The organism is Pseudomonas sp. PAGU 2196 (assembly GCF_022179005.1).
Lineage (GTDB): Bacteria > Pseudomonadota > Gammaproteobacteria > Pseudomonadales > Pseudomonadaceae > Aquipseudomonas > Aquipseudomonas kermanshahensis.
The window spans coordinates 137,174-160,320 of sequence record NZ_BNTL01000029.1; the positions used below are offsets into that span (position 1 = coordinate 137,174).

A 23,147-nucleotide genomic window follows, 5' to 3' on the forward strand; every position below is an offset into this window, starting at 1 on the left:
TCTTCGCAGCAGTCACTGGCCCTTTCGCAGCACAAGGCTGCTCCTACGTGCCGACGGGCCAATGGAAATGAAACCCTAGTCAGCGATGAAACTCACCCGCACCCGCAAGCCGCCCTTCTCGCCATCGTGCAGGCTGATCTGCGCCAGGTGCGCGCGGCAGATCTCGCCGACAATCGCCAACCCCAGCCCACTGCCTTGAGCACTGCGGCGGTAGAAGCGCTCGAACACCCGTTCGCGCTCATCCTCGGGAATACCCGGGCCATCATCCTCGACCTCCAGCACCGCCGGCGCCAGCACCCGCAGGATCACGTTGCCACCGGCCGGGGTATGCGCCAAGGCGTTATCCACCAGGTTGCTCAGCAGTTCGTTGAGCAAGGTCGGCTCACCCTTGAGCCACACGGGCGCCTCGGCCTCCAGGGCCAATGCCACGCCACGGTTATGCGCCAAGGGCGCCATGGCCATGCCCAGTTCGCGGGCCAACTGGCTGAGGTCCAGGCGCTGCGCGCCACCTTCGGCGATTGCCCGGGCGCCATTCTCGACCCGTGCCAATGACAACAGCTGGTTGGCCAGGTGGGTCAAGCGGTCCGTGCCTTGGGCGGCTGATTCCAACGTCTGCCGCCACTCCTGCGGCTCGGATGAACGTAAACCCAACTCAACCCGCGCCTTGAGCGCCGCCAAGGGCGTGCGCAACTCGTGGGCGGCGTCGGCGATGAACTGGGCTTGGCGCTCGAACTGCCCGCGCAAGCGCTCGGTAAAGTGGTTCAAGGCCCGCACCAGTGGGCCCAGTTCGCGCTGCACCTGCACCACCGGCAAGGCCCGCAGGTCATCGGGTTGGCGCTCTTCCACGGCGGTGCGCAGGCGCTCCAGCGGGCGTAGCGCGGCACTGACCGCAAACCACACCATCACCAAGGCGCCCAGTGCCAGCATCCCAAGGCGCAGCAGGGTATCGGCCATCAGCCCGCGCGCCATGCGCACCCGCGCTTCTTCGGTCTCGGCCACGCGAATTTCCGCCATGCCGTTCATGTTCGGCTCGCTGACAGGCTTGAGCAGGCTGACCACGCGCACGTCCTGGCCGAGGTACGTCGCGTTGTAGAACCGCGCCAGCGCCGGGTAGTCGTCGGTGCGCGGCGTGCCAGGCGGCGGCGCTGGCAGGTTCTCGTAGCCCGAGATCAAGCGCTGCTTGATGTCCAGCACCTGGTAGTAGATACGCCCGGCACTGTCGTAGGCGAAGGTATCCAGGGCCACATAGGGCACGTCCGCGCTCAACGAGCCGTCGCGTTGCGACAAGCCCGCGGCGATGGTCCGTGCCGAGGCCAGCAAGGTCCGGTCGTAGGCCGTGTCGGCGGCTTCGCGGCCGTTCCAGTAGGCGCTCAGGCCGCTGGCCAGCATCAGCACCACTAGCAACAGTGCCAGGTTGCCCAGCAGCCGCCCGCGCAAGCTGCCGTTGTCACGCATCACGATGCTCGAGCAGATACCCCAGGCCACGGAAGGTGACAATCGCCACCGGGTGGCCGTCGAGCTTCTTGCGCAGGCGGTGGATGTAGATTTCGATGGCGTCGGGGCTGGCTTCTTCGTCCAGACCAAACACCTGGGCGGCCAGTTGCTCCTTGCTCATCACCCGGCCTGGGCGGGCGATCAGCGCTTCGAGCACGCTCTGTTCACGCGAGGTCAGGGTCAGGTTGTCCTCGCCCAGGCTGAAGCGCCGGGTATCCAGGTCGTACACCAACGGCCCGCAACGCTGCTGGCGTTCGCCACCCAGCACGCTGCGGCGCAGCAAGGCCTTGACCCGGGCTTCCAGCTCAGTCAGTTCGAACGGCTTGGCCAGGTAATCGTCAGCCCCCAGGTTCAGCCCGTGGACCCGGTCCTTGACGTCACTGCGCGCGGTCAGCATCAGCACCGGCAGGGTCTTGCCGCGGCCACGCAAACGCGCCAGCACTTCGAAGCCATCCATGCGCGGCAAGCCGACATCGAGCACGGCAACGGCATATTCCTCACTGGCCAGGGCCAGGTCGGCAGCCACGCCGTCATGCAGTACATCCACGGTCAGGCCGTGACTTTTCAAGGCCTGGGCCACGCTTTCGGCCAGTTGCAGGTGGTCTTCGACCAGCAGCACACGCATCGGATTCTCCCTGCTCGGGTGGGGCGGTGGCGCGGAGTGTACCGCTGTCGACCGGCCTGTGAAGCCCCTTCTGACAAACCTTTCACGCTGAAAGGTTAGCGAAAGGTTCGTTACCTAGCATCGCACCACGGTCGCCCCACGCGCCGAAAAAAGCACCAGCAAGGTGCAACGAATAAGAACAATAAACGGAGTCATCGACGATGCTGTCATCGCAGCCGCAGGCATACGTGCCTACCCGTTCCTTTGCCGCACGCCCTTCTGCCATCGCCAGCGCCCTTGCGCTCGCCGGTGTCGCGCCCATGAGCCAGGCCGCCTTCTTCGAAGACAGCACGGCGACCTTCGAAACCCGCAACATGTACTTCAACCGCGACTTTCGCGACGGCACCAGCGCGCAGCAATCCAAGCGCGACGAATGGGCCCAGGGTTTCATGCTCAACTTCGAGTCTGGCTATACCGACGGCACCGTGGGCTTTGGCCTGGATGCGCTGGGCATGCTCGGCATCAAGCTCGACTCCAGCCCCGACCGCACCGACACCGGCCTGCTGCCGACCCATGACGACGGCAAGGCCGCCGACGAATACTCCAAGCTCGGCCTGACCGGCAAGGTCAAAGTGTCCAAGACCGAATTGAAGATCGGCACGCTGATCCCCGAGCTGCCGACCCTGCAGCCCAACGACGGGCGCATCCTGCCGCAAACCTTCGAAGGCGGCCTGCTCACCTCGAAAGAAATCAGCCACCTGACCTTCACCGGTGGGCGCCTGGAAAAGGCCAAGGACCGCAACGACACCAACTGGGAAGACCTGGCCCTCAACAACAAGAACGGCCGCTTCGGTGGCACCTTCACGGCCGATAACCTCGACCTCGCGGGCCTGGACTACCAGTTCACCGATCGCATCACCGGCAGCTACCACTTCGCCCAACTCGACGACATCTACCGCCAGCACTTCCTCGGCATGGTCGCCACCCAGCCGTGGGGGCCGGGCACCTTGGGCGCTGACCTGCGCCTGGCCGTGAGTGACGATGCCGGCGCTGCCAAGGCGGGCAACATCGACAACACCACCGTCAACGGCATGCTCAGCTACGCCCTGGGCGGGCACAAGGTCAGTGCCGCCTACCAGCACCTGTCCGGCGACAGCGCCTTCCCCTACATCGATGGCGCCGACCCGTACCTGGTCAACTTCGTGCAGATCAACGACTTCGCCGGTGCCGACGAGCACTCCTGGCAGATGCGCTACGACTACAACTTCGCGGCCTTGGGCATCCCCGGCCTGACCTTCATGACCCGTTACATCAGCGGCGACAACGTCAGCCGCGCCGATGGCAGCGAGGGCAAGGAGTGGGAACGCAACACCGAGTTCAAGTACGTGGTACAAAGCGGCCCGTTGAAAAACGTCGCCGTGCGCCTGCGCAACGCCACCTTCCGCTCGAATTTTGCCCGCGACGCCGACGAAGTGCGGCTGCTGGTGAGCTACAGCGTGGCCCTGTGGTAACCCAATAACAACAACGCTCACGGAGATTGACGATGACCTTTTCACTGCGCCGCCTCGTCCTCGCTACCGGCTGCCTGCTGCTGGCCGGCAACGCCCTCGCTGCCGAACCGAAACGCCCTGAATGCATCGCCCCTGCCTCGCCCGGCGGTGGCTTCGACCTGACCTGCAAACTGGTGCAGAGCGCCTTGGTACAGGAGAAGATCCTCAGCAAGCCCATGCGTGTCACCTACATGCCCGGCGGCGTCGGCGCGGTGGCCTACAACGCCGTGGTGGCCCAGCGCCCAGGGGATGCCGGCACCCTGGTGGCGTGGTCCAGCGGCTCGCTGCTGAACCTAGCCCAAGGCAAGTTCGGCCGCTTCGACGAGAACGCGGTCAAGTGGTTGGCAGCGGTCGGCACCAGCTACGGTGCCATCGCCGTGAAGAGCGATTCGCCCTACAAAACCCTCGCCGACCTGGTTGCTGCTCTGAAGAAAGACCCGAGCAAGGTCGTGATCGGCTCCGGTGGCACGGTCGGCAGCCAGGACTGGATGCAAACCGCGCTGATCGCCAAGGCCGCCGGCATCAACCCGCGTGACCTGCGTTACGTGGCCCTGGAAGGCGGCGGTGAAATTGCCACTGCATTGCTGGGCGGGCACATCCAGGTCGGCTCCACCGACATCTCCGACTCCATGCCGCACATTCAGAGCGGCAACATGCGCATCCTCGCGGTGTTCTCCGAAAACCGCCTGGACGAGCCAGAGATGAAAGACATCCCTACCGCCAAGGAGCAGGGCTACGACATCGTCTGGCCGGTGGTACGCGGCTTCTACCTGGGGCCTAAGGTGAGCGACGAGGACTACGCCTGGTGGAAGGCCTCGTTCGACAAGATGCTGGCCTCGGAAGACTTCGCCAAGCTGCGTGACCAGCGCGAGCTGTTCCCGTTCGCCATGACCGGCGAAGAGCTGGACGGCTATGTGAAGAAGCAGGTGGCTGACTACAAGGCACTGGCCAGGGAATTCGGCCTGATTCAGTAAGCCTTCAAACCCTCCACCCTCCTGTGGGAGCGGGCTTGCCCCGCGAAGCTGGCACCTCGGTGCATGGCACCGGCTTTGCCGGTGTTCGCGGGGCAAGCCCGCTCCCACAGAGTCCGCGTCCAACGAGGATTCCCCGATGATCCTGCAACGCCTCTTCGCCCTGGTCCTGCTGGCGGTATGCGCCGCCCTGGCCGTGATGGCCTGGCCGTACCAGGCTGCGTTTTCCTACGAACCGGTTGGCCCGCGGGCCTATCCGCTGCTGATGCTCGGCCTGATGGGCTTGGGCCTGCTTTACCTGGCCATTCGCCCAACGCCCATCGTGCGCAAAGACGACGAGCCGGAACTGGACCGCGAAACCCTGATCAAGATCGCCGCCTGCGTCGGCCTGCTGATCGTCTTCGCTGCCACCTTCGAACCTCTGGGTTTCATCCTCAGCGCCATCTTGGTCGGCCTGCCCATGGCCCGGCTGTACGGCGGCCGCTGGCTGCACAGCGCCATCGTCGTGGTCGGCATGAGCCTGTTCCTCTACTGGCTGTTCGACCGCGTGATGGACGTGCCCCTGCCCCTTGGCCTGCTGAGCGTACTGGAGAACTGACACATGGATACCTTGAGCTACCTGGGCCAGGGCTTCGGCGTCGCCCTGAGCCCGTACAACCTGGTCACCGCCCTCAGTGGCACCCTGATCGGCACCGTGGTCGGCCTGTTGCCGGGCCTGGGCCCGATCAACGGCGTGGCCCTGCTGATCCCCATCGCCTTTGCCCTGGGCCTGCCGCCTGAGTCGGCGCTGATTCTGCTGGCTGCGGTGTACCTGGGCTGCGAATACGGCGGGCGCATCAGTTCGATCCTGCTGAACATCCCGGGCGAAGCTTCGACCGTGATGACCACCCTCGACGGCTACCCGATGGCCCGCCAGGGCCTGGCAGGCGTTGCCTTGTCGCTGTCTGCCTGGAGTTCGTTCATCGGCGCCTTCATCGCCACCTGCGGCATGGTGCTGTTCGCGCCGCTGCTGGCGAAATGGGCGATCGCCTTCGGCCCGGCGGAATACTTCGTGCTGATGGTGTTCGCCATTGTCGCCTTGGGCGGCATGGCCGGCGACAAACCGTTGAAGACCTTCATCGCTGCGCTGATCGGCCTGTTCCTGTCGGCGGTCGGCATCGACGCCAACAGCGGCGTCTACCGCTTCACCGGTGACAGCGTGCACCTGGCCGACGGCATCCAGTTCGTGGTGCTGGTGCTGGGGCTGTTCTCGATCAGCGAAATCCTCCTGCTGCTGGAAAAGACCCACCATGGCCACCAGGCGGTCAAGGCCACGGGGCGCATGCTGTTCAACGTCAAGGAAGCGGCTTCGGTGTTCGCAGTGAACATCCGCTGCGGCCTGCTCGGCTTCATCATGGGCGTGCTGCCAGGTGCCGGCGCGACCCTGGCCAGTGCCGTGGCCTACATGACCGAGAAGCGTATCGCTGGCGAAAGCGGCAAGTTCGGCAAGGGTGATGCCCGTGGCCTGGCCGCGCCAGAAACTGCTATCGGCGCCTCCTGCTGCGGCGCCTTGGTCCCCATGCTGACCCTCGGCGTGCCAGGTTCGGGCACCACCGCGGTGATGATCGGCGCACTGACCCTGTACAACATCACCCCCGGCCCGCTGTTGTTCGAACAGCAGCCAGACATCGTCTGGGGCCTGATCGCCTCGTTGTTCATCGCCAACATCATGCTGGTGATCCTCAACATCCCGATGATCCGCATCTTCACCCGCATCCTCGCTGTACCAAACTGGGCGCTGGTGCCGGTGATCGCGATCATCACCGGGATCGGCGTGTATGCCGTGCACGCCACCACCTTCGACCTGTTCCTGATGGTCGGCATCGGCATCATGGGCTACATCCTGCGCAAGCTGGACTTCCCGCTGTCGCCGATCCTGCTCGGCTTCATCCTCGGCGGGCTGATGGAGCAGAACCTGCGCCGTGCGCTGTCGATCTCCAACGGTGAACTGGGCATCCTCTGGTCGAGCCCGATCAGCATGGGCGTGTGGGTACTGACGGTGTGCATGCTGTGCCTGCCGCTGCTGCGTATCTGGCGCAAGCGCAGCCTGCAGCGCCGGGCCATGGCTGATGCCTGATCGGTCGTTGCCCCTGTATTGGGCGACCGGGCTGGTCGGCCTTACTGGTGGGTATCTCGCCAGCACGGTCGGCTGGCCTTTGCCCTGGATGGTCGGCGCGTTGTTGGCGATCATCCTGGTGCGCTGCCTGACCCCCTGGCAGCTGTCGGAAATCCCCAATGGGCGCAAATGCGGGCAATGCATCATCGGCCTGGGCATCGGCCTGCACTTCACCCCCGCTGTGATCGAACAGGTGGGCAGCCACTTTCTGCTGATCTTCTTTGGCGCGCTGTTCACTACCCTGTCCAGCGTGATCAGCGTGTGGTTGCTGCGACGTACCGGCGAAGACCGCGCAACCGCCTTCTTCGCCAGCATGCCGGGCGGTTCGGGTGAGATGGTCAACCTGGGCGCGCGCAATGGCGCGGTGCTCAGCCAGGTGGCGGCGGCGCAAAGCCTGCGTGTGTTGGCAGTGGTGCTGTGCGTGCCGGCGCTGTTCAAGTTCCTGATGGGTGACGGCGTACCGCTCAATCATGCCGGCAGTGTGAGCTGGAGCTGGCTAGCGTTGATCGCCCCGCTGGGTATAGCCGCGGGCTTTATCTGGCAGCGGTTGCGCCAGCCCAACCCCTGGCTGTTCGGGCCGCTGCTGGTGGCGGCGACGGTTAGCCTGGCGGGCAACCTGCAGATCGGCCTGCCTGATGGCGCTAGTCAAATCGGCCAGTGGCTGATTGGCAGCGGCCTGGCCTGCCACTTCAACCGCGCGTTTTTCCGCCGCGCACCTTCGTTTCTGGGCCGTACGTTGCTGGCCACGGCGCTGTGCATGTTGATTGCCGGCAGCGCAGCGTGGGGGTTGAGCGTGATGACGTCGCTAGACCTGCGTTCGCTGACCCTGGGGATGATGCCCGGCGGGATTGCGGAGATGAGCCTGACGGCGGAGACCCTGCAACTGTCGGTGCCGTTGGTGACAGCGCTGCAAGTGATGCGGTTGTTGTTCGTGTTGTTTTTGGCAGAGCCGCTGTTCCGGCTCTGGAACGCAGAAAAAGCCTGAAACACCGCGTCGCCTACTTCGCGGTGTTTCATGCCATCAAAGCGGCGGCAAGGCCCAGTTGATCGGTGCCAACCCACGCTGTTCGAGGAAGCTGTTGGCCCGGCTGAAGTGCCCGCAACCGAGGAAGCCTCGATACGCCGACAAGGGCGACGGATGCACCGACTTCAGCACCAGGTGCTTGGTGCCATCGATCAGCTTCTGCTTGCCCTGGGCATGCGCGCCCCACAGCAGGAACACCACGTTCGGGCACTGCTCGCTGACCACCTGGATGACCCGGTCGGTAAAGAACTCCCAGCCCTTCTTGGCATGTGAAGCCGCATTGGCGCGCTCCACGGTCATGGTCGTGTTGAGCAGCAGCACACCTTGCTCGGCCCAGCTCTGCAGGTAGCCGTGGCTGGCGATCGGAATGTTCAGGTCGCGCTGCAGCTCTTTGTAGATATTGACCAGCGACGGCGGCGTGGCGACGCCAGGCTGCACCGAGAAGCATAGGCCATGGGCCTGGCCTGGGCCGTGATACGGGTCCTGGCCGAGGATCACCACCTTGACCTGCTGCAACGGCGTCGAGTTAAGGGCATTGAAGATCAGCGGGCCTGGAGGGTAGATCTCTTTGCCGGCCGCGTGCTCCTGGCGCAGGAATTCGCGCAGCTGATGCATGTAGGGCTGGTCGAATTCGTCGCGCAATGCGGCTTTCCAGCTGGGTTCGAGTTTGATGCGATCGTCGTCAGTCATGGGGCCATCCGTAAACAATGGCGCGACACTAGGTAAGCCTCCTCCGCTTGTCAAACGATCCGACCGACGACCGGCATGATCCCGCAGGCAGGCCATACTTGTGCGATGACCTGCGAGAGGTAGTCCATGTCTATTCATTGCGAGGTACTCACCGGTGCCGATGGCGCCTGTATCGGCATCGCCACCCTGGATGCACCCAAGGCGCTCAATGCGCTGAACCTGAGGATGATCGAAGTACTCGGCGAGCAGTTGCACGCCTGGGCCCGCGACCCTGGCGTGGTCTGCGTGCTGCTGCGGGGCAATGGCGCCAAGGCGTTCTGTGCCGGGGGCGACGTCAGGGCGCTGGCCCAGGCTTGCCGCGATCACCCCGGCAGCGTGCCGCCGCTGGCCGCCACCTTCTTCGCTGCCGAGTATCGCCTCGATTACCTGCTGCACACCTACCCCAAGCCGCTGCTGTGCTGGGGGCACGGGCATGTGCTGGGTGGCGGTATGGGGCTGCTGCAAGGCGCCAATGTGCGCATCGTCACGCCCAGCAGCCGGTTGGCGATGCCAGAGATCAGCATCGGCCTCTACCCCGACGTCGGCGCCAGCTGGTTCCTCGCCCGTCTGCCGGGCAAGCTGGGGCTGTTCCTCGGGCTGACCGGCGCCCCAATCAATGCCCGCGATGCCCTCGACCTGGGTCTCGCCGATCGTTTCTTCGGCGAGCACCAGCAGGAGGAGCTGATCGAAGAGTTGTTGCAGCTGAACTGGCAGGAGCAGACCGAGTTGCAGCTCAACAGCCTGCTCAAGGCTGAGCAGCATCGCGCGTGCGAGGAGCTACCCGAGGCGCAATGGCTGCCCCGGCGCCAAGTGATCGATGAGCTGCTGGATGTCGCCGACCCCGCCGGCGCGTGGCATGCGCTGCAAGGCCTGAAATATCACAACGACCCTCTGCTGGCCGAAGCAGGTGAACACCTGCATGAGGGGTGCCCGTTGACCGCGCATTTGGTGTGGGAACAGATCCGCCGGGCCCGGCACCTGTCATTGGCGCAGGTATTCCAGATGGAGTTCGGCATGAGCCTGAATTGCTGCCGTCACCCGGAATTCAGCGAAGGGGTGCGCGCGCGCCTGCTGGACAAAGACAATCAGCCGCGATGGCACTGGCCGGATGTAGCGCAGGTGCCAGCGGCGGTGGTCGAGGCGCATTTTGCCAAGGTCTGGGAGGGGCGCCATCCACTGGCGGATTTGGCTTGAGCCAATTAATTAAAAGGGGCCGCTTGACGGCCCCTTCTGGCATCTCACCGCTGCCAGTTGCGGCCCTGCCCCCGGCCGCCATCTGGCCTGCGGTCACGGTCCCCTCGCCCATTGGAATGCCAACGATCATTCTGATACCGCTGGCTGCCATCGCGATAGTCATGGCGGTCACGGTCACGCCCATAGTCATAGCGCTGGCGATTGCCGTAGTCGTACCGCGGGTTGCCATGCCACTGGTTCATGCCTGGCTGTGGGTGGGGCCTGTACTGCGGCACCGGCGCCGGGCGGTAATAACGAGGTGCGGGCTGATAGTAGTAACGCGGCTGCGGCGTTACATAGTAGCGGTCGTATCGGTAATACCCCGGCGATACATAACGGTCGGTGGAGTAGTAATCCGATCGGTAGTAGCCCCCGTCGCCGTAGTAAGGGGCGCAGGCAGAGGTCATCAGACCCAACAGGGCGATCAACAGCATTCGATAGGACATGGCGGCCTCCTGGACCGCTGGAGTGCCCGAACAGCGGCGCTGGCGAGCGTCGATGCAAAACGCGTTCATCGACACTGAATAAGACCGCCATACCGAGGTGCAGTGCCATTTTTGCAATAATTTGAAACAGGTGCGATAACCCTGAAAAACTTGCAGTCATTTACCGGTCATCTCACTAGAATGACCGCCTTGGCACACATCACGGGAAGATCATGCCTGCACGTTCCGCTCTGTTTTCGCAGCGTTCGCTGATCGTCACCCTGCTGATGCTGCTGGCCAGCGGCTTTCTCGCCACTTCCCTGCTCAGCTACTTCGCCTCACGCAGCGCCATTCGCGATGGCATCGTCAACACTGAACTGCCACTGACCTCCGACACGGCCTATTCGGAAATCCAGAAAGACCTGATCCGCCCTGTGCTGATCGCCTCGATGATGGCCCAGGACACCTTCTTGCGGGACTGGGTACTGTCCGGTGAGCAGGACACCCAGCGCATCACCCGCTACCTGGGCGAGATCATGGGCAAGCAGGACATCTTCACCTCGTTCTTCGTCTCCGACCGCAGCCTCACCTACTACCAGGCCAAGGGCGTACTCAAGCAGATCAAGCCAGGCAGCTGGCGCGATGCCTGGTACTTTCGCCTACGCGACCTCAAGGCACCCTATGAGATAAACGTCGACCTGGACATGGCCAACCAGGACAGCCTGACGGTGTTCATCAACTACCAGGTGCTGGACTACCAACACCGCTTCCTCGGCGCGGCCGGGGTGGGCTTGAGTGTGTCGTCGGTGGTCAAGCTGATCGACGAGTACCAGCGCCGCTACCAACGCTCGGTGCTGTTCACCGATGCCAAGGGCAAGGTCCTGCTGACCGGCTCCGAAGGTGGCCCCCACGGCTTGCGCGTCGGCCAGCCGCTGAGCGACAACTCCGAGCTGAGCGACCTGCTGGCACAGCAACCGGTACCTGGCGAAGGCAGCCACGAATACCGCGACAGCGACAACCACAGCCACTTTCTCAATGTGCGGCACCTGCCCGAGCTGGACTGGTACCTGCTGGTGGACAAGCGCGAAACCGGTACCCTGGACCGCATCCGCCACTCGCTGTACCTGAACCTGGCAATCTGCGCGATGATCACCCTGGTGGTGCTGTTACTGGTGCATGCGATGGTCAAGCGCCACCAGGCCAGCACCGAGGCGCTGGCCACCCTCGACAGCCTCACCGGCCTGCCCAATAGGCGCAGCTTCGACCTGCTGGCCGCCCAGGCCCTGCATGAGGCCCAGCGCGACAGCGGCCCGCTGGTGGCCCTGCTGATCGACCTTGACCACTTCAAGGTGCTCAACGACACCCATGGCCACCTGGCCGGCGACGAAGTGCTGCGCCAGTTCGCCAATGTGCTGCAGGGCAGCCTGCGCCAGTCGGATATACTCTGCCGCTGGGGCGGTGAGGAATTTATCGTGCTGCTGCGAGAGGCAGAAGGCCGGCAAGCGGAGGAAGTGGCGGAAAAAATCCGCCGCCGCACCGAACAGCTGACCTTCAGCTACGACGACCGACCGTTGCGCCTGACCACCAGCATCGGCCTGAGCAGCCTGCAACCGGGCGATACCTTGCATGCCCTGCTGACCCGCGCCGACCGTGCGCTCTATTGTGCCAAGCAGGCCGGCCGCAACCGCGTCTGCAGTGAAGTTTCCGGACCCGACCATGAATGACAGCCAGCACTGCCCCGCCTGCGGCGCCCTCAACCAGTGCAGCCTGGCTGATCCTCGCAGCGCCACGCAGGCCTGTTGGTGCTACAGCGTGACCATCGACCCCGCCGTGCTCCAGGCCCTGCCCGCCGAGTTGCGTGACAAGGCCTGCCTGTGCCCGCGCTGCGCAGCGGTCGAAGCGCAACTGCAGGCAGCGCCGCCCGGCACAAAGCGCTAGACTGCGCGGCCTTTAACTTCAGCCCCCTTCGCCATGCGCCTCGACCGTTTTCTTGCCAACCTGCCCTGCTACAACCGCCAGCACGTTCGCCTGCTGCTGGTGCAGCGCCGCGTGCGGGTCGATGGCCAAGTGGCAGTCGACCCGTTGACGGAGGTGCGTGAGTTCAGCCGCGTCGAGGTGGATGAGCAACTGCTGCAGGCCGGGCGGCCGGCGCGCTACCTAATGCTCAACAAGCCGACCGGGTGCGTCAGCGCCACCCAGGACCCACAACACCGCACGGTCCTCGAGTTGCTGCCCGCTGAACTGCGCGACGACCTGCACATCGCCGGGCGCCTGGACTTCAACACCACTGGCCTACTTATCCTGACCAACGACGGCCAATGGTCGCGTCGCCTGACCCAGCCAACGACCAAACTGCCCAAGCATTACCTGGTCGAGACCGAGGACGAGATTGGCGAGCATTATGCTGCCAAGTTCCACGAAGGCCTGTATTTCGCCTTCGAAAACCTCACCACCCTGCCCGCCCAACTCGACATCCTTGGCCCCCGCCAGGCCCGGTTGGCAATCGTCGAGGGGCGGTACCACCAGGTCAAACGCATGTTTGGCCATTTCGACAACAAGGTGGTGGGGCTGCACCGCGAGAGCATGGGCGCGATTCGCCTGGATCCGACGTTGGCACCGGGGGCATTCAGGGCGTTGACGACTGAGGAAATCGCCTCGGTCTAGGTTGTTTGCACCGGCCTCTTCGCGGGCTTGCCCGCGAAGAGGCCAGGGCAGTGTCACACGACCGCCCGGCGGCCCAAGTCACATTTTCCCCCGAACGGCACTTGCAGGATCCCCAGGCCACTGCTTGAATCCAAATCGTCAGTCTGCATGTGACTCATGAGTCACGCCCGCAGTCGAAGACACCTTTTTGCCGGCCACCCAACGCCTAGATGCCTTGGGGCACGGCAAATTGCCCGCCAAAAACAATACCGTCGACATGTGTGCCAAGGATCGACACAGGGCCCCCGGTAACTCTTCAAGGCAAATGCCTACCTGTCATAAAGAACGTGCACCCTAGGTGACGCGAATACCCTTTTTTGCGCCAGGAGTCGATGACATGAGGCCAGAAATCGCTGTACTTGATATCCAAGGTCAGTATCGGGTTTACACGGAGTTCCATCGCGCGGATGCAGCCGAGAAGACGATCATTTTGATCAACGGTTCGCTGGCCACCACGGCCTCGTTCGCCCAGACAGTGCGGAACCTGCACCCACAATTCAACGTCGTGCTGTTCGACCAGCCGTACGCCGGCAAATCCAAACCGCACAACCGCCAGGAACGGCTGATCACCAAGGAGACCGAGGCGCATATCCTCCTTGAGCTGATCGAGCACTTCCAGGCCGATCACGTGATGTCGTTTTCGTGGGGCGGTGCGAGCACGCTGCTGGCGCTGGCGCACCAGCCGCGGCGAGTGAAGAAGGCCGTGGTCAGCTCGTTCTCACCGGTGATCAACGAACCGATGCGCGACTACCTGGACCGTGGCTGCCAGTACCTGGCCGCCTGTGACCGCTACCAGGTCGGCAACCTGGTCAACGACACCATCGGCAAGCACCTGCCCTCGCTGTTCAAGCGCTTCAACTATCGCCACGTGAGCAGCCTGGACAGCCACGAGTACGCGCAGATGCACTTCCACATCAACGAAGTGCTGCAACATGACTTGGAACGGGCATTGAGTGGTGCGCGCAACATCGATATCCCGGTGCTGTTCATCAACGGCGACCGCGATGAGTACACCACGGCTGAAGATGCGCGCGAGTTTGGTCGCCATGTGGGCAAGAGCCACTTCAGCGTGATTCGCGATGCTGGGCACTTCCTCGACATGGAAACCAAGGCGGCCTGCGAAGACACCCGCAGCGCGCTGCTCGGCTTCCTCAAGCCGACCGTGCGTGAGCCACGTCAACGCTACCAGCACGTACAGGGGCAGCATGCACTGGCCATCTGAGCGCCTCGGCGTCCTGTAGCCCTTTACCCGCAGGCTATGGGTCGCCGACAAGCTTTTTTATAACCCTTTTTATAACTAGGGCTTCTAATTCGATGAGGGTTCTGGTAAAAAGTCGAACGCAGACGCGGGTATAGTTTAGTGGCAAAACGAAAGCTTCCCAAGCTTTAGTTGAGGGTTCGATTCCCTCTACCCGCTCCACCTCGCATTCCCGCATGGCGTTCCAGCAACGTCATCGCTGTCAAAAGGAGCCTCGGCTCCTTTTTTCGTTTCTGCCTATTCGTTTTCATGCCCCTTTGTTGATCTGGCCCATGGCCACTTCCCAGCCGTTGCGCTTGAATGCGCGGCTGGCGAATCCGCTTGCAAGCGAAACGGCTTGAAGCGCATATGCTTGATGGATTCGTGAAACATTTCGAAAGGACCGCGCATGTTTCTGTCCCGCTGGCTACCTGGCCTCGCCAACCTGTTGCACTACCGCCGTGAGTGGTTTCATGCCGACCTGCAGGCTGGGCTTTCGGTGGCGGCGATCCAGATCCCCATCGCCATCGCTTATGCACAAATCGTAGGCCTGCCGCCGCAATATGGCCTGTATGCCTGCGTGCTGCCGATGATGGTGTATGCGCTGATCGGCAGCTCGCGTCAGCTGATGGTCGGCCCGGATGCCGCCACCTGCGCGATGATCGCCGGGGCCGTGGCACCGTTGGCGCTGGGCGACCCGCAGCGTATTGCCGAGCTGTCGGTAATTGTCACCGTGCTGGTGGGCGTGATGTTGATCGGGGCGGGCCTGGCCAGGGCCGGGTTCATCGCCAGCTTCTTCTCACGGCCGATCCTGATCGGTTACCTCAATGGCATTGGCCTGAGCCTGATCGCCGGGCAGTTGTCCAAGGTGGTCGGGTTCAAGATCGAGGGCGACGGGTTCATCCTCAGCCTGGTCAACTTCTTCCAGCGCTTGGGCGAGATTCATGGGGTGACCCTGGCCATCGGCCTGTCCGCGCTGGCGCTGCTGATCTGGCTCCCGCAGCGCTACCCACGGCTACCGTCGGCGCTGGTGGCGGTGGCGCTGTTCACGGTTGTGGTAGGCCTGTTCGGCCTGGACCGCTTCGGTGTCGCCATCCTTGGCCCGGTACCGGCCGGCATGCCGCAGCTGGCTTGGCCGCAAAGCAACCTGGCAGAAATGAAAAGCCTGCTGCGCGACGCCCTGGGTATTGCCACCGTCAGTTTCTGCAGCGCCATGCTCACAGCGCGCAGTTTTGCCGCACGCCATGGCTACGCCATCAACGCCAACCATGAATTCGTGGCACTCGGGGTGAGCAACCTGGCGGCCGGGATGTCGCAAGGCTTTGCAATCAGCGGCGCCGACTCGCGTACCGCAGTCAACGACATGGTCGGCGGCAAGAGCCAGCTGGTCGGCATCATCGCTGCGCTGGTGATCGCCCTGATCCTGCTGTTCTTCACCGCCCCTATGGCCTGGATCCCCCAGGCGGCGCTGGGTGCCGTGTTGCTGATGGCGGGCTGGGGGCTGATCGACATCAAGTCGCTGAAGAGCATCCGGCGCCTGAGCCGCTTCGAGTTCTGGCTCTGCCTGCTGACCACGGTCGGCGTGCTGGGCCTGGGCGTGCTGCCGGGTATCGTGTTTGCCGTGACCCTGGCGATCCTGCGCCTGCTATACAGCATCTACCAGCCCACCGACGCAGTGCTGGGCTGGCTGCCGGGCACCGAGGGCCAGGTCGACATTCGCAAGTTCAAGGACGCCCGCACCGTACCGGGGTTGGTGGTGTACCGCTTCGACGATGCGATCCTGTTCTTCAATGCCGACTACTTCAAGATGCGCCTGCTGGAAGCCGTGCAGAGCCAGGCCCAGCCCAAGGTCGTGCTGTTCGATGCCGAAGCGGTGACCAGCATCGACGTCAGCGGCATTGCCGCGCTGCGCGAAGTGCGCGACACCCTGGCTGCCCAAGGCATCTTCTTCGCCATCGCCCGCGCCCGCGGCACCTTCCTGCGCATGCTGGTGCGCTCAGGGATGGCAAGGGAGATGGAGGACAAACTGCTGTTCGGCTCGGTACGCGCCGGGATCCGCGCCTATCGGGTGTGGCGGAACAGGAGTCGCCACGTGTCAACGCCGGAGTAAAACGCGTCAAAGTGCTTACGCTGAATCCAGGCCAATCACCCTCTACTGTAGGAGCAGCCTTGTGCTGCGAAGAGGCCAGTGACAACACATACCCTTCGCTGTTAGCGCTGGCCTCTTCGCAGCACAAGGCTGCTCCTACAGGGGATGCAGGGCATCAACGGTATTCAGCGCACGCCTTGGAACTTACCTCACCCGGCCTGCCGATCAGGCTCACCAGGCCACACGGCAATGACCCGCGCCATTGCAGGTAATCATGCCCCGCGGGGTACTCCACCGCTTCAACCGCATAGCCCTTGGCACGCAACACATCGCGCAGGTGGCGGTTGGTATCCAGAATCGTCGGCCCTTCGAACAGCCCCGATTGCAGGTAGAAACGTAGCGGCTTGGGAGTTGCCTGGACGTACTCACGGGTCAGCCAGCCTGGCTCTTCCCCGTCCTTGGCCCACCAATACGACCCCGACAGGCTCAGCACATTGCCGAACAACTCAGGGTGCATCAGGCCCAGGTAGGACGCGGCCAGCCCCCCGTAGCTGGAGCCGGCGATTACCGTACTGGCCGCGGGGGCACTCAAGCCTTGTTGTCGCGCCCAGGGCATTAGTTGTTCGGCCATGAAACGGGCGAACCGTGGGTTGGGTGGCAGTTCCTGCTGGCGGCTGAGGTCGCTGGGGTTGGCGATGATGATGGCTGCCGTGGGCGGGATCAGGCCATCGGCGATCAGGTTGTCGAGAAGGGTCGGCGTAGGCACTTGCCGGGTATAGGCGTGGGCGTCGAACAGCACCAGCAAGGCCTGGCCTGCAGCACCCGGGCGCCAGCCAGCCGGTCGGTACAGGTAGACATCGCGCGTGTTGGCCAGCACGTCGCTGGCCAGGCGCTTGCGTTCGAGCGTGCCACGGGCGATACCTGGTCGCTCAGCTACCCAGGGCTGCGGGGGCGCATCCGGCAATTCCAGGCGTGAACGCGACAGCCAGGCATCACCGCTGCTGTCGGCGAAGGTGGCAGGGTTGAGCGGGTCGCGGCGCGTGGTGGCAAGAATCACCCGGCGGTCATCCGACGGTGGCACATCAGGCGCCATTTGGTAGCTGAGCCGGGTGCTGGCCGGGACCTCGAAACTGGCGTACCAGACATCGCTGGTGCCAAGCCGTTGCAGCGCTTCGTGACGGCCCGACGGCGCGCCGAACATCCGCACATTGTGCTGGGCGCCGCGCCACAGAAACGTCACCAGGCGCTGCTGCGGCTGGCCCGGTAGCCGCTCGACCAGCGGCGTGCCCTGGGCCTTTCGCGCGTTCCAGAACGCTTCGGTATCACCGCCCTGGGCAAGCTGCCCCGCCAGCTCAGCCAGGGCCGGGCTGGCCAGCCGTGGTGGGCTTTGCCGCTGCTCGGCACGCACCAGTACCTGCTCCAGGCGCAGCCTGAAAGGGGCGCCCGGGCGCCCGTCCAGTGGCTCTGCACGCAAGCCGTATGCCCCCGGGCTGTCGGCGACAAAGATGAACGCGCGCGGTTGGTCCTGGCCGTCGATCAACAGGCGCAAGGGCCTGCCCTGCGGGTCCAGCAGGCGCAGGCTGACGTCGCCTTCGACCCGGCCGCGCACCAGGTCGCCCGCCTTGAGCCCAACGTGCCAGACCGTGCTGCCTGCCGCCATGGCCTGGCCGTTGACAGCCTGACCGGGCTGCAGCGTGGCTTCGCTTGCAGCCTGCGCCACGGCGCTGGTCAAGGCCAGCAGCAAGGCGCAACGGATGAGAGAGATGCGGTTCATGCGCACCTCAGAAGTCGACGCTGGCGGACAGCTTCAAGGTGCGCGGTTCGCTGACGGTGGCATACCCCGGGTTGAACACCCCCGCCCAGTAGGCACGATTCTCGACGTTCTCCAGGCTGGCGCGCAGGGTCACGTCCTTGCTCAGCACGCGGGTGGCGTAGCGCGCGCCCAGGTCGTAGCGCGTCCATTGTGGGATTTTCAGCGTGTTCTCGTCGTCCAGGTACTGCGAGCTGCTGTGAATGCCCAGTGCCGTCAGGGTCAGGCCATCGACCCAGGGCAGGTCCCACTCGGCGCCGAGGTTGGCCGACCAGGCCGGTACACCGCGGGCGGTGTTGCCATCCAGGGTACCGTTGGCCGTCTTGCTCAGTTCGGCGCGGGTGTAGGTCACCCCGCCCAGCAGGCGTACGCCAGGGGCGGCTTCACCGAACATGTTCCACTCCACGCCACGGTTACGCTGCTCGCCATCATCGGTGTACCAGAAGGTGTCGCCGCGGGTGTTCTTGACCATGCTGGGTTTCTCGATCTGGAACACCGCCAGGGTATGGCTGAACGTGCCCAGGTCCCACTTCACGCCCGCTTCCATCTGCTTGGCCACGTACGGCGCAAATTGCTCGTCCTTGTTCAGGGCCCCCACCTCGGTCACCGTGCCACCTTGGGTCAGGCCTTCGATGTAGTTGGCGTACAGCGACACCGGCGCATCCCAGGGTTTGACCACGATGCCAAAGGCCGGGGTCAGTTTGCGTTCGTCATAGGCCGTTGGTTTGCTCATCTTCTGCCGAACCCGCTGGGCACGCGCACCCAGGGTCAGCAACACACGCTCGTCGAAGAAACCGAGGGTGTCGGCCAGGGCGAAGCTGGACAAGGTATTGTCGCCGGTCTTGTCGTTCGAGCCGTGATCACCGGCAATCACCCCTTTGACCGGGCGATAGAGGTTGGTGTCGTAGGTGGCGCCGGTGACCGTGGGCGCTCGGCCGATGTCCTGGTGCAGCAGCGACGTCGTCAACACCAGCTGGTGGGTGACCGGCCCCGTCATGAAGTTGCCACGCAGGCCGGCCTCGGTGGACAGGCTGTGGGTGTAGCCGGCCTGGTTGTAAGTCTGCCCCTTGGCGCTGCCATCGGCCGCCTGCACCCGGATGCGGGTACCGTTCAGGAAGCCGTCGTAGTACGTGCGCGCCCCACCCACACTGGCAAATGCCGTCCAGTCGTCGTTGAGCTGGTACTCGCCACGCAGCACCACTGCCTTGCTGACTTGTTTGGCATAGATGCCTTCCAGCACGTTGGTGTCGGGCTTGGGCGCCTTGGTCACGTAGCCCAGCTCGCTGAAGCCCGCCATCATCGGGCTGCCGTTGTCGAGTTTCTCATGGGTCTCGTAGGCATCGAGTTCGAGCTTGAAGTCGTCACCTCGGTAATCCAGCGCCAGGGCGGCCAGCGTGCGGTCCTTGGATTGTTCGTCGACGCCCATGTCGCCACTGCCATACACCCCATTGAAGCGGACACCAAAGCGCCCATCGGCAAAGCGTCGGGCCACGTCGATGTGCTGGGCAAAGTAGCCATCGGAGACGTAGCTTGTGGTCAGCCGGGTCAGTGGGGCATCGCCGGCACGCTTGGGTACCAGGTTGACATTGCCGCCCACCCCGCCATTAGGCGCCATGCCGCTGAGCAATGCGCTTGGGCCTTTGAGCACTTCGACCCGTTCGAGGAATTCGGTCGGCACATGGCCATCCGGCGCCAAGCCGTACAGGCCATTTACCGCCAGCTCCGAGGATTCCAGGCCATAGCCACGGATCATGAAGTTCTCGTAGGCATGGCCTTCGCCGGTGCTGAAGCGGATCGACGGGTCATTGCGCAGCACGGCGCCAACCGTGCCGCTCTGCTGGTCGGCGATGGTCTTGGCGGTGTAGGCGGTGATGTTGAATGGCGTGTCCATGATGTCGCGATTGCCCAGCATGCCAAGCCGTGCACCGCGCGCCACCTGGCCGCCGCTGTAGGCCTCGGGCAGTTCACTGTTGAAACCGGCGGCGTTGACGTTGGTGGCGCCGAGGGTCAAGGCGCCGTCCTCGGCGGTGCTGCGCAGGGTCACCACGCCGTTGTGCTCCTCGGCCACCAGGTCGGTGCCGATCAGCAACTGCTGCAAGGCTTGCAGCACGCTGAAGCGCCCGTGCAGGGCTGGCGCAGTGCGGCCTGCGAGTACCCGGCTGTCAGCGGCAATGGCCACACCGGACTGGCGGGCAAGCGCGTGCACCGTGGTTTCCAGCGATTGGCTCGGAAAATCCAGGGCCAGTGGCTGGCTGTCAGCCAGGGCCATGCCCGGCGACAACAGGCTGCCCAGTGCGCAGGCCAGGGCCAGGTGGCGCAGTGGCGCGGATAAACGGGTGGAGGCGAACGACATGAAGGGTCCTTGCTCTTGGAGGGGTTCACCGTTGATGACGCCGCTCCAGCGGCTTACCCCTCAAAACTTTTTTCAGCGCGCCAACAGTTCCACCCTGCCCTGCCGTTCGCTCAGGCGCACCGGCAGAATGCGTGGCAACGCTTCCAGCAGTTTCTGCGGCTGATCGATAGGGAAGCTGCCGGTCAGCTTCAGTTCGGCGACTTCCGGCGCCAACAGCACGGGCCGCGGCAGATAGGCATTGAGCTCGCCGATCACTTCTCGCAGCGACTGGTCGGTGTAAGACCACCAACCGCGTTGCCAATGGTCGACGTCCGGGCCGAGTCGCCCCTGCGCATGCAGGTTGCTCAGGTGCCCCTGACCATCGATGCAGACACGCTCACCAGCGCCAAGGGTACGTTCGCCACCGTGCAGGTCACGCACTTGTACACGGCCGCGGGCCACCGCCACGAACACCCGGTCACCCCGGTCGCTGACCGTGAAGGCCGTGCCCAGCACCTGCACACTGCCCACACGGGTGCTGATATGGAAAGGCCGCCAGCGCTCATGGGCGACGTCGAAGAAGACATTGCCGTGCAACAGCATCACCTGGCGCTGGCCATGGTCGAAGCGGATACGCAGGTTGCTCTCGGCCGCCACCAGCAGTTGGCTGCCATCGGGCAAGACCAGGCTGCGGGGCTGTTCGCCGTGCGCGGTCTGCAGGTCTTGCTGGAATGCAGCGGTGCGCTGCCACATCCAGCCCAGCCAGCCACCTGCCCCCAGCAGTACCGCCAACGCGCTGCCCTGGCGCAGCAGGCGCCGACGGCTCGGGTCATGCGGCTGCGGCTGCAGGGCGCCGCGCAATTGCGGCGCCAGGCGATGCACCAGTTGCCAGCGCTGCTCGGCCTCAAGCCAGGCGCGCTCATGTTCGTCGCTCTTACGCCGCCAGCGCAGCGCCTGGCCGCTGGCTTCGCGCACACGCGTGGGGTCGTCGCCATGCATCGCCGCGAGGTAGACCAAGGCCTGTTGCACCTTGCGTGCGGCAACCGGGTCAGCCATGGCGGCTGGCCAGGCGCAGTTCGGAGAGGTCGAACACCGCGCGGGCGATGTGCAATTCCACCGACTTGGCCGACAGCGCCAGCGCCTCACACACCTCGCGATGGCTCTGGCCATACAGCCGCACCCGCACGAATACTTCGCGGCGCAGGCGCGGCATGCGCTCGATCAGTGCAATCAGTTGCTGCAACTGCTCGCGCGCGATCAGGATGTCCTCGACGCTGGGGCTCAAGCCGTCTACGCGCACCAGCCAATCCTCCAGCGCCGCCAACTCGGTGCTGCGCCGCCGGTACTGATCGATGCACAAGTTACGCGCCGCCTGAAACAACAACGCGCGCGCATTGAGCACCGGCGCATTCAGCGCGTGGGCATAGGCTTGGGCAAAGCTGGACTGAGCGATGTCTGCGGCGTCGTCGGGGTTGCGCAGGCGCCCGCTGAGGTAGCGACGCAGGTCACTGTAGTTGGCCAGCAGATCATCGACGACCGCCTGCAAGGCCGGCGCAGGGCCGCTCCAGGGTGTGGAAAAGGATGTCATTGAAGGTGAGCGTCGCTAATAGGAATCCGTATCATTCTCACACATGACTTCTTGTCCTCGCCAGCCTCAATCACCTAGCGCTTGAATGACATGCTAAAGTCGCCCCGTTTTCCGCTCCGCCCAACGGACCCCGCATGCCCGCACTTGACGCTTACCTCACCCCCTGGCCAGAACTCGACCAACGCCACCCTTGCGACGCCCTGCTGCTGGGCAACGGCGCCAGCCGTGCACTGTGGAAGCCGTTTGGCTATTTCTCGCTGTTCGAGGAAGCGCAGCGCGCGGGCCGCAAAAAAGGCTTGGCGATCAGCGACCAAGCCTTGTTCAAGTCACTCGCCACCGAATTGTTCGAGCCCGTGCTCAGCGCCCTCAACAGCACGGTGCGGGTCAACGCGGCCCTGGCCATCAACTCCACTGCACCGCTGAACCGCTACTACTCGATCAAGGAAGCGCTGATTCATGCCGTGCGCACAGTGCACCTGCCATGGCCTTTGATGCCAGCCGCCACGCTGGCCATGCTGAACCAGGCCTTGCGCGGCTATCGCAACATCTACACCAGCAATTACGACCTGATCGTGCCTTGGGCCGTGCAGCACGCCCCACAAGGTTTTGCCGAGCTGTTCGATGAGCAAGGCTTTTTCGACGTACGCCGCACCCGCAGTGAAGGCACCCGCGTGCTGCACCTGCATGGCGGCCTGCACCTGTTGAAACTGCCGGATGGCACTACCCGCCAACGCAGCGCAGAGAGCGCCGAGTTGCTCGATGGCTTTGCCGTGAACATTCCGGGTGAAGTGCCCTTGTTCATCAATGAAGACCGCAGCGACGAAAAGCTGCGCGCCATTCGTCACTCGGACTACCTCAGCTGGTGCTTGGCGCAATTGGCCCAGGAACGCCAGGGGTTATGCCTGTTCGGGCAGCATCTGGACAGCAGTGACCAGCACCTGGTCGAGGCGGTTCGACAGGCACAACCTCGCCATTTGTCGATTGCCATTCGGCCGTTGGGGGAGGCGTCGGTAATCAATCAGAAGCAGCACTTCATCGACCGGTTCGGGGATTTGCCGGCGACTGCGCTGCACTTTTTCGATGCGAGTACGCACCCGTTGGGGTTGGCTGACTTGGCGGTCGAGGTGCCGGCTGCTCGGCGTTGAGGTGGGTATCTGTTCGCCACAACATTTTTGGCGCCTTTGAGGCCGAGCGCCGCCCGCG

20 protein-coding genes and 1 tRNA gene are annotated in these 23,147 nt (G+C 64.0%); 13 read left to right on the plus strand and 8 right to left on the minus strand.

Annotation, left to right across the window (positions count from 1 at the left end):
* Nucleotides 1-75: 75 nt before the first annotated feature.
* Nucleotides 76-1,455, minus strand: coding sequence for a sensor histidine kinase (locus MFF34_RS22760; RefSeq protein WP_027594138.1), 1,380 nt, complete (start codon nucleotides 1,453-1,455; stop codon nucleotides 76-78).
* Nucleotides 1,448-2,119, minus strand: a complete 672-nt coding sequence (locus MFF34_RS22765; protein ID WP_027594137.1) for a response regulator — start codon at nucleotides 2,117-2,119, stop codon at nucleotides 1,448-1,450. Before MFF34_RS22765 ends, MFF34_RS22760 begins: the two co-directional genes overlap by 8 nt.
* 200 nt (nucleotides 2,120-2,319) lie before the next feature.
* Between MFF34_RS22765 and MFF34_RS22770 the strand changes: the two genes are divergently transcribed.
* From MFF34_RS22770 to MFF34_RS22790, 5 genes are all read left to right on the plus strand, one after another.
* Entirely contained in the window at nucleotides 2,320-3,609 is a 1,290-nt protein-coding gene (locus tag MFF34_RS22770) for an OprD family porin (protein WP_238216583.1), read from the plus strand.
* A gap of 32 nt (nucleotides 3,610-3,641) precedes the next feature.
* Nucleotides 3,642-4,622, plus strand: coding sequence for a tripartite tricarboxylate transporter substrate binding protein (locus tag MFF34_RS22775; protein ID WP_238216585.1), 981 nt, complete (start codon nucleotides 3,642-3,644; stop codon nucleotides 4,620-4,622).
* Nucleotides 4,623-4,758: 136 nt separating this feature from the next.
* Nucleotides 4,759-5,217 (plus strand): tripartite tricarboxylate transporter TctB family protein, encoded by a 459-nt coding sequence (locus tag MFF34_RS22780; RefSeq protein WP_027594134.1) that lies wholly within the window; start codon nucleotides 4,759-4,761, stop codon nucleotides 5,215-5,217.
* A 3-nt stretch (nucleotides 5,218-5,220) separates the two neighbouring features.
* Nucleotides 5,221-6,735: a tripartite tricarboxylate transporter permease gene (locus tag MFF34_RS22785; protein ID WP_238216588.1), complete on the plus strand. Its 1,515-nt coding sequence runs from the start codon at nucleotides 5,221-5,223 to the stop codon at nucleotides 6,733-6,735.
* Entirely contained in the window at nucleotides 6,728-7,759 is a 1,032-nt protein-coding gene (locus MFF34_RS22790) for an AbrB family transcriptional regulator (RefSeq protein WP_238216590.1), read from the plus strand. The genes MFF34_RS22785 and MFF34_RS22790 overlap by 8 nt, the downstream gene beginning before the upstream one ends.
* 36 nt (nucleotides 7,760-7,795) lie before the next feature.
* Here the strand turns inward: MFF34_RS22790 and ung are convergent, their stop codons facing one another.
* Entirely contained in the window at nucleotides 7,796-8,488 is a 693-nt protein-coding gene (ung, locus tag MFF34_RS22795; RefSeq protein WP_238216592.1) for a uracil-DNA glycosylase, read from the minus strand.
* Between the two features lie 126 nt (nucleotides 8,489-8,614).
* Between ung and MFF34_RS22800 the strand changes: the two genes are divergently transcribed.
* Nucleotides 8,615-9,721, plus strand: coding sequence for an enoyl-CoA hydratase/isomerase family protein (locus MFF34_RS22800; RefSeq protein WP_238216594.1), 1,107 nt, complete (start codon nucleotides 8,615-8,617; stop codon nucleotides 9,719-9,721).
* A 44-nt stretch (nucleotides 9,722-9,765) separates the two neighbouring features.
* Here the strand turns inward: MFF34_RS22800 and MFF34_RS22805 are convergent, their stop codons facing one another.
* Nucleotides 9,766-10,206, minus strand: coding sequence for a hypothetical protein (locus MFF34_RS22805; protein ID WP_238216596.1), 441 nt, complete (start codon nucleotides 10,204-10,206; stop codon nucleotides 9,766-9,768).
* Nucleotides 10,207-10,418: 212 nt separating this feature from the next.
* Here MFF34_RS22805 and MFF34_RS22810 point away from each other — a divergent pair, with 212 nt between their 5' ends.
* The 6 genes from MFF34_RS22810 to MFF34_RS22835 all read left to right on the plus strand — a co-directional run bounded on the left by MFF34_RS22810 (nucleotide 10,419) and on the right by MFF34_RS22835 (nucleotide 16,235).
* Nucleotides 10,419-11,909, plus strand: a complete 1,491-nt coding sequence (locus MFF34_RS22810; RefSeq protein WP_238216598.1) for a sensor domain-containing diguanylate cyclase — start codon at nucleotides 10,419-10,421, stop codon at nucleotides 11,907-11,909.
* The gene (locus MFF34_RS22815; RefSeq protein WP_027594127.1) at nucleotides 11,902-12,123 is read left to right on the plus strand and encodes a cysteine-rich CWC family protein; all 222 of its coding nucleotides are present in this window, start codon (nucleotides 11,902-11,904) and stop codon (nucleotides 12,121-12,123) included. The genes MFF34_RS22810 and MFF34_RS22815 overlap by 8 nt, the downstream gene beginning before the upstream one ends.
* Nucleotides 12,124-12,156: 33 nt before the next feature.
* Complete coding sequence (locus MFF34_RS22820) at nucleotides 12,157-12,849, plus strand: pseudouridine synthase (RefSeq protein ID WP_238216600.1); 693 nt, start codon at nucleotides 12,157-12,159, stop codon at nucleotides 12,847-12,849.
* A gap of 376 nt (nucleotides 12,850-13,225) precedes the next feature.
* Nucleotides 13,226-14,110 carry an alpha/beta fold hydrolase gene (locus MFF34_RS22825; protein ID WP_099430304.1) on the plus strand — a complete coding sequence of 295 codons (885 nt, stop codon included), beginning with the start codon at nucleotides 13,226-13,228 and terminating at the stop codon, nucleotides 14,108-14,110.
* 124 nt (nucleotides 14,111-14,234) lie between these two features.
* Nucleotides 14,235-14,308, plus strand: a tRNA-Gly gene (locus tag MFF34_RS22830).
* A 226-nt stretch (nucleotides 14,309-14,534) separates the two neighbouring features.
* Nucleotides 14,535-16,235, plus strand: coding sequence for a SulP family inorganic anion transporter (locus MFF34_RS22835; RefSeq protein WP_238216602.1), 1,701 nt, complete (start codon nucleotides 14,535-14,537; stop codon nucleotides 16,233-16,235).
* Nucleotides 16,236-16,389: 154 nt separating this feature from the next.
* Here MFF34_RS22835 and MFF34_RS22840 read toward each other — a convergent pair whose 3' ends face one another.
* The 4 genes from MFF34_RS22840 to MFF34_RS22855 form a co-directional block, all read right to left on the minus strand.
* On the minus strand, nucleotides 16,390-17,988 hold the full coding sequence (locus MFF34_RS22840) for an alpha/beta hydrolase-fold protein (RefSeq protein WP_238216604.1): 1,599 nt from the start codon (nucleotides 17,986-17,988) through the stop codon (nucleotides 16,390-16,392).
* A 7-nt stretch (nucleotides 17,989-17,995) separates the two neighbouring features.
* Nucleotides 17,996-20,377 (minus strand): TonB-dependent receptor, encoded by a 2,382-nt coding sequence (locus MFF34_RS22845; protein ID WP_238216606.1) that lies wholly within the window; start codon nucleotides 20,375-20,377, stop codon nucleotides 17,996-17,998.
* A gap of 72 nt (nucleotides 20,378-20,449) precedes the next feature.
* Nucleotides 20,450-21,412, minus strand: a complete 963-nt coding sequence (locus tag MFF34_RS22850) for a FecR family protein (RefSeq protein ID WP_238216608.1) — start codon at nucleotides 21,410-21,412, stop codon at nucleotides 20,450-20,452.
* A complete protein-coding gene (locus tag MFF34_RS22855) occupies nucleotides 21,405-21,944 on the minus strand; it encodes an RNA polymerase sigma factor (protein ID WP_099455186.1) in 540 nt (179 codons plus the stop codon). Before MFF34_RS22855 ends, MFF34_RS22850 begins: the two co-directional genes overlap by 8 nt.
* 134 nt (nucleotides 21,945-22,078) lie before the next feature.
* On the opposite strand from MFF34_RS22855, the gene MFF34_RS22860 reads away from it, so the two are divergent.
* Nucleotides 22,079-23,089 (plus strand): DUF4917 family protein, encoded by a 1,011-nt coding sequence (locus MFF34_RS22860; protein ID WP_238216610.1) that lies wholly within the window; start codon nucleotides 22,079-22,081, stop codon nucleotides 23,087-23,089.
* Nucleotides 23,090-23,147: the final 58 nt, after the last annotated feature.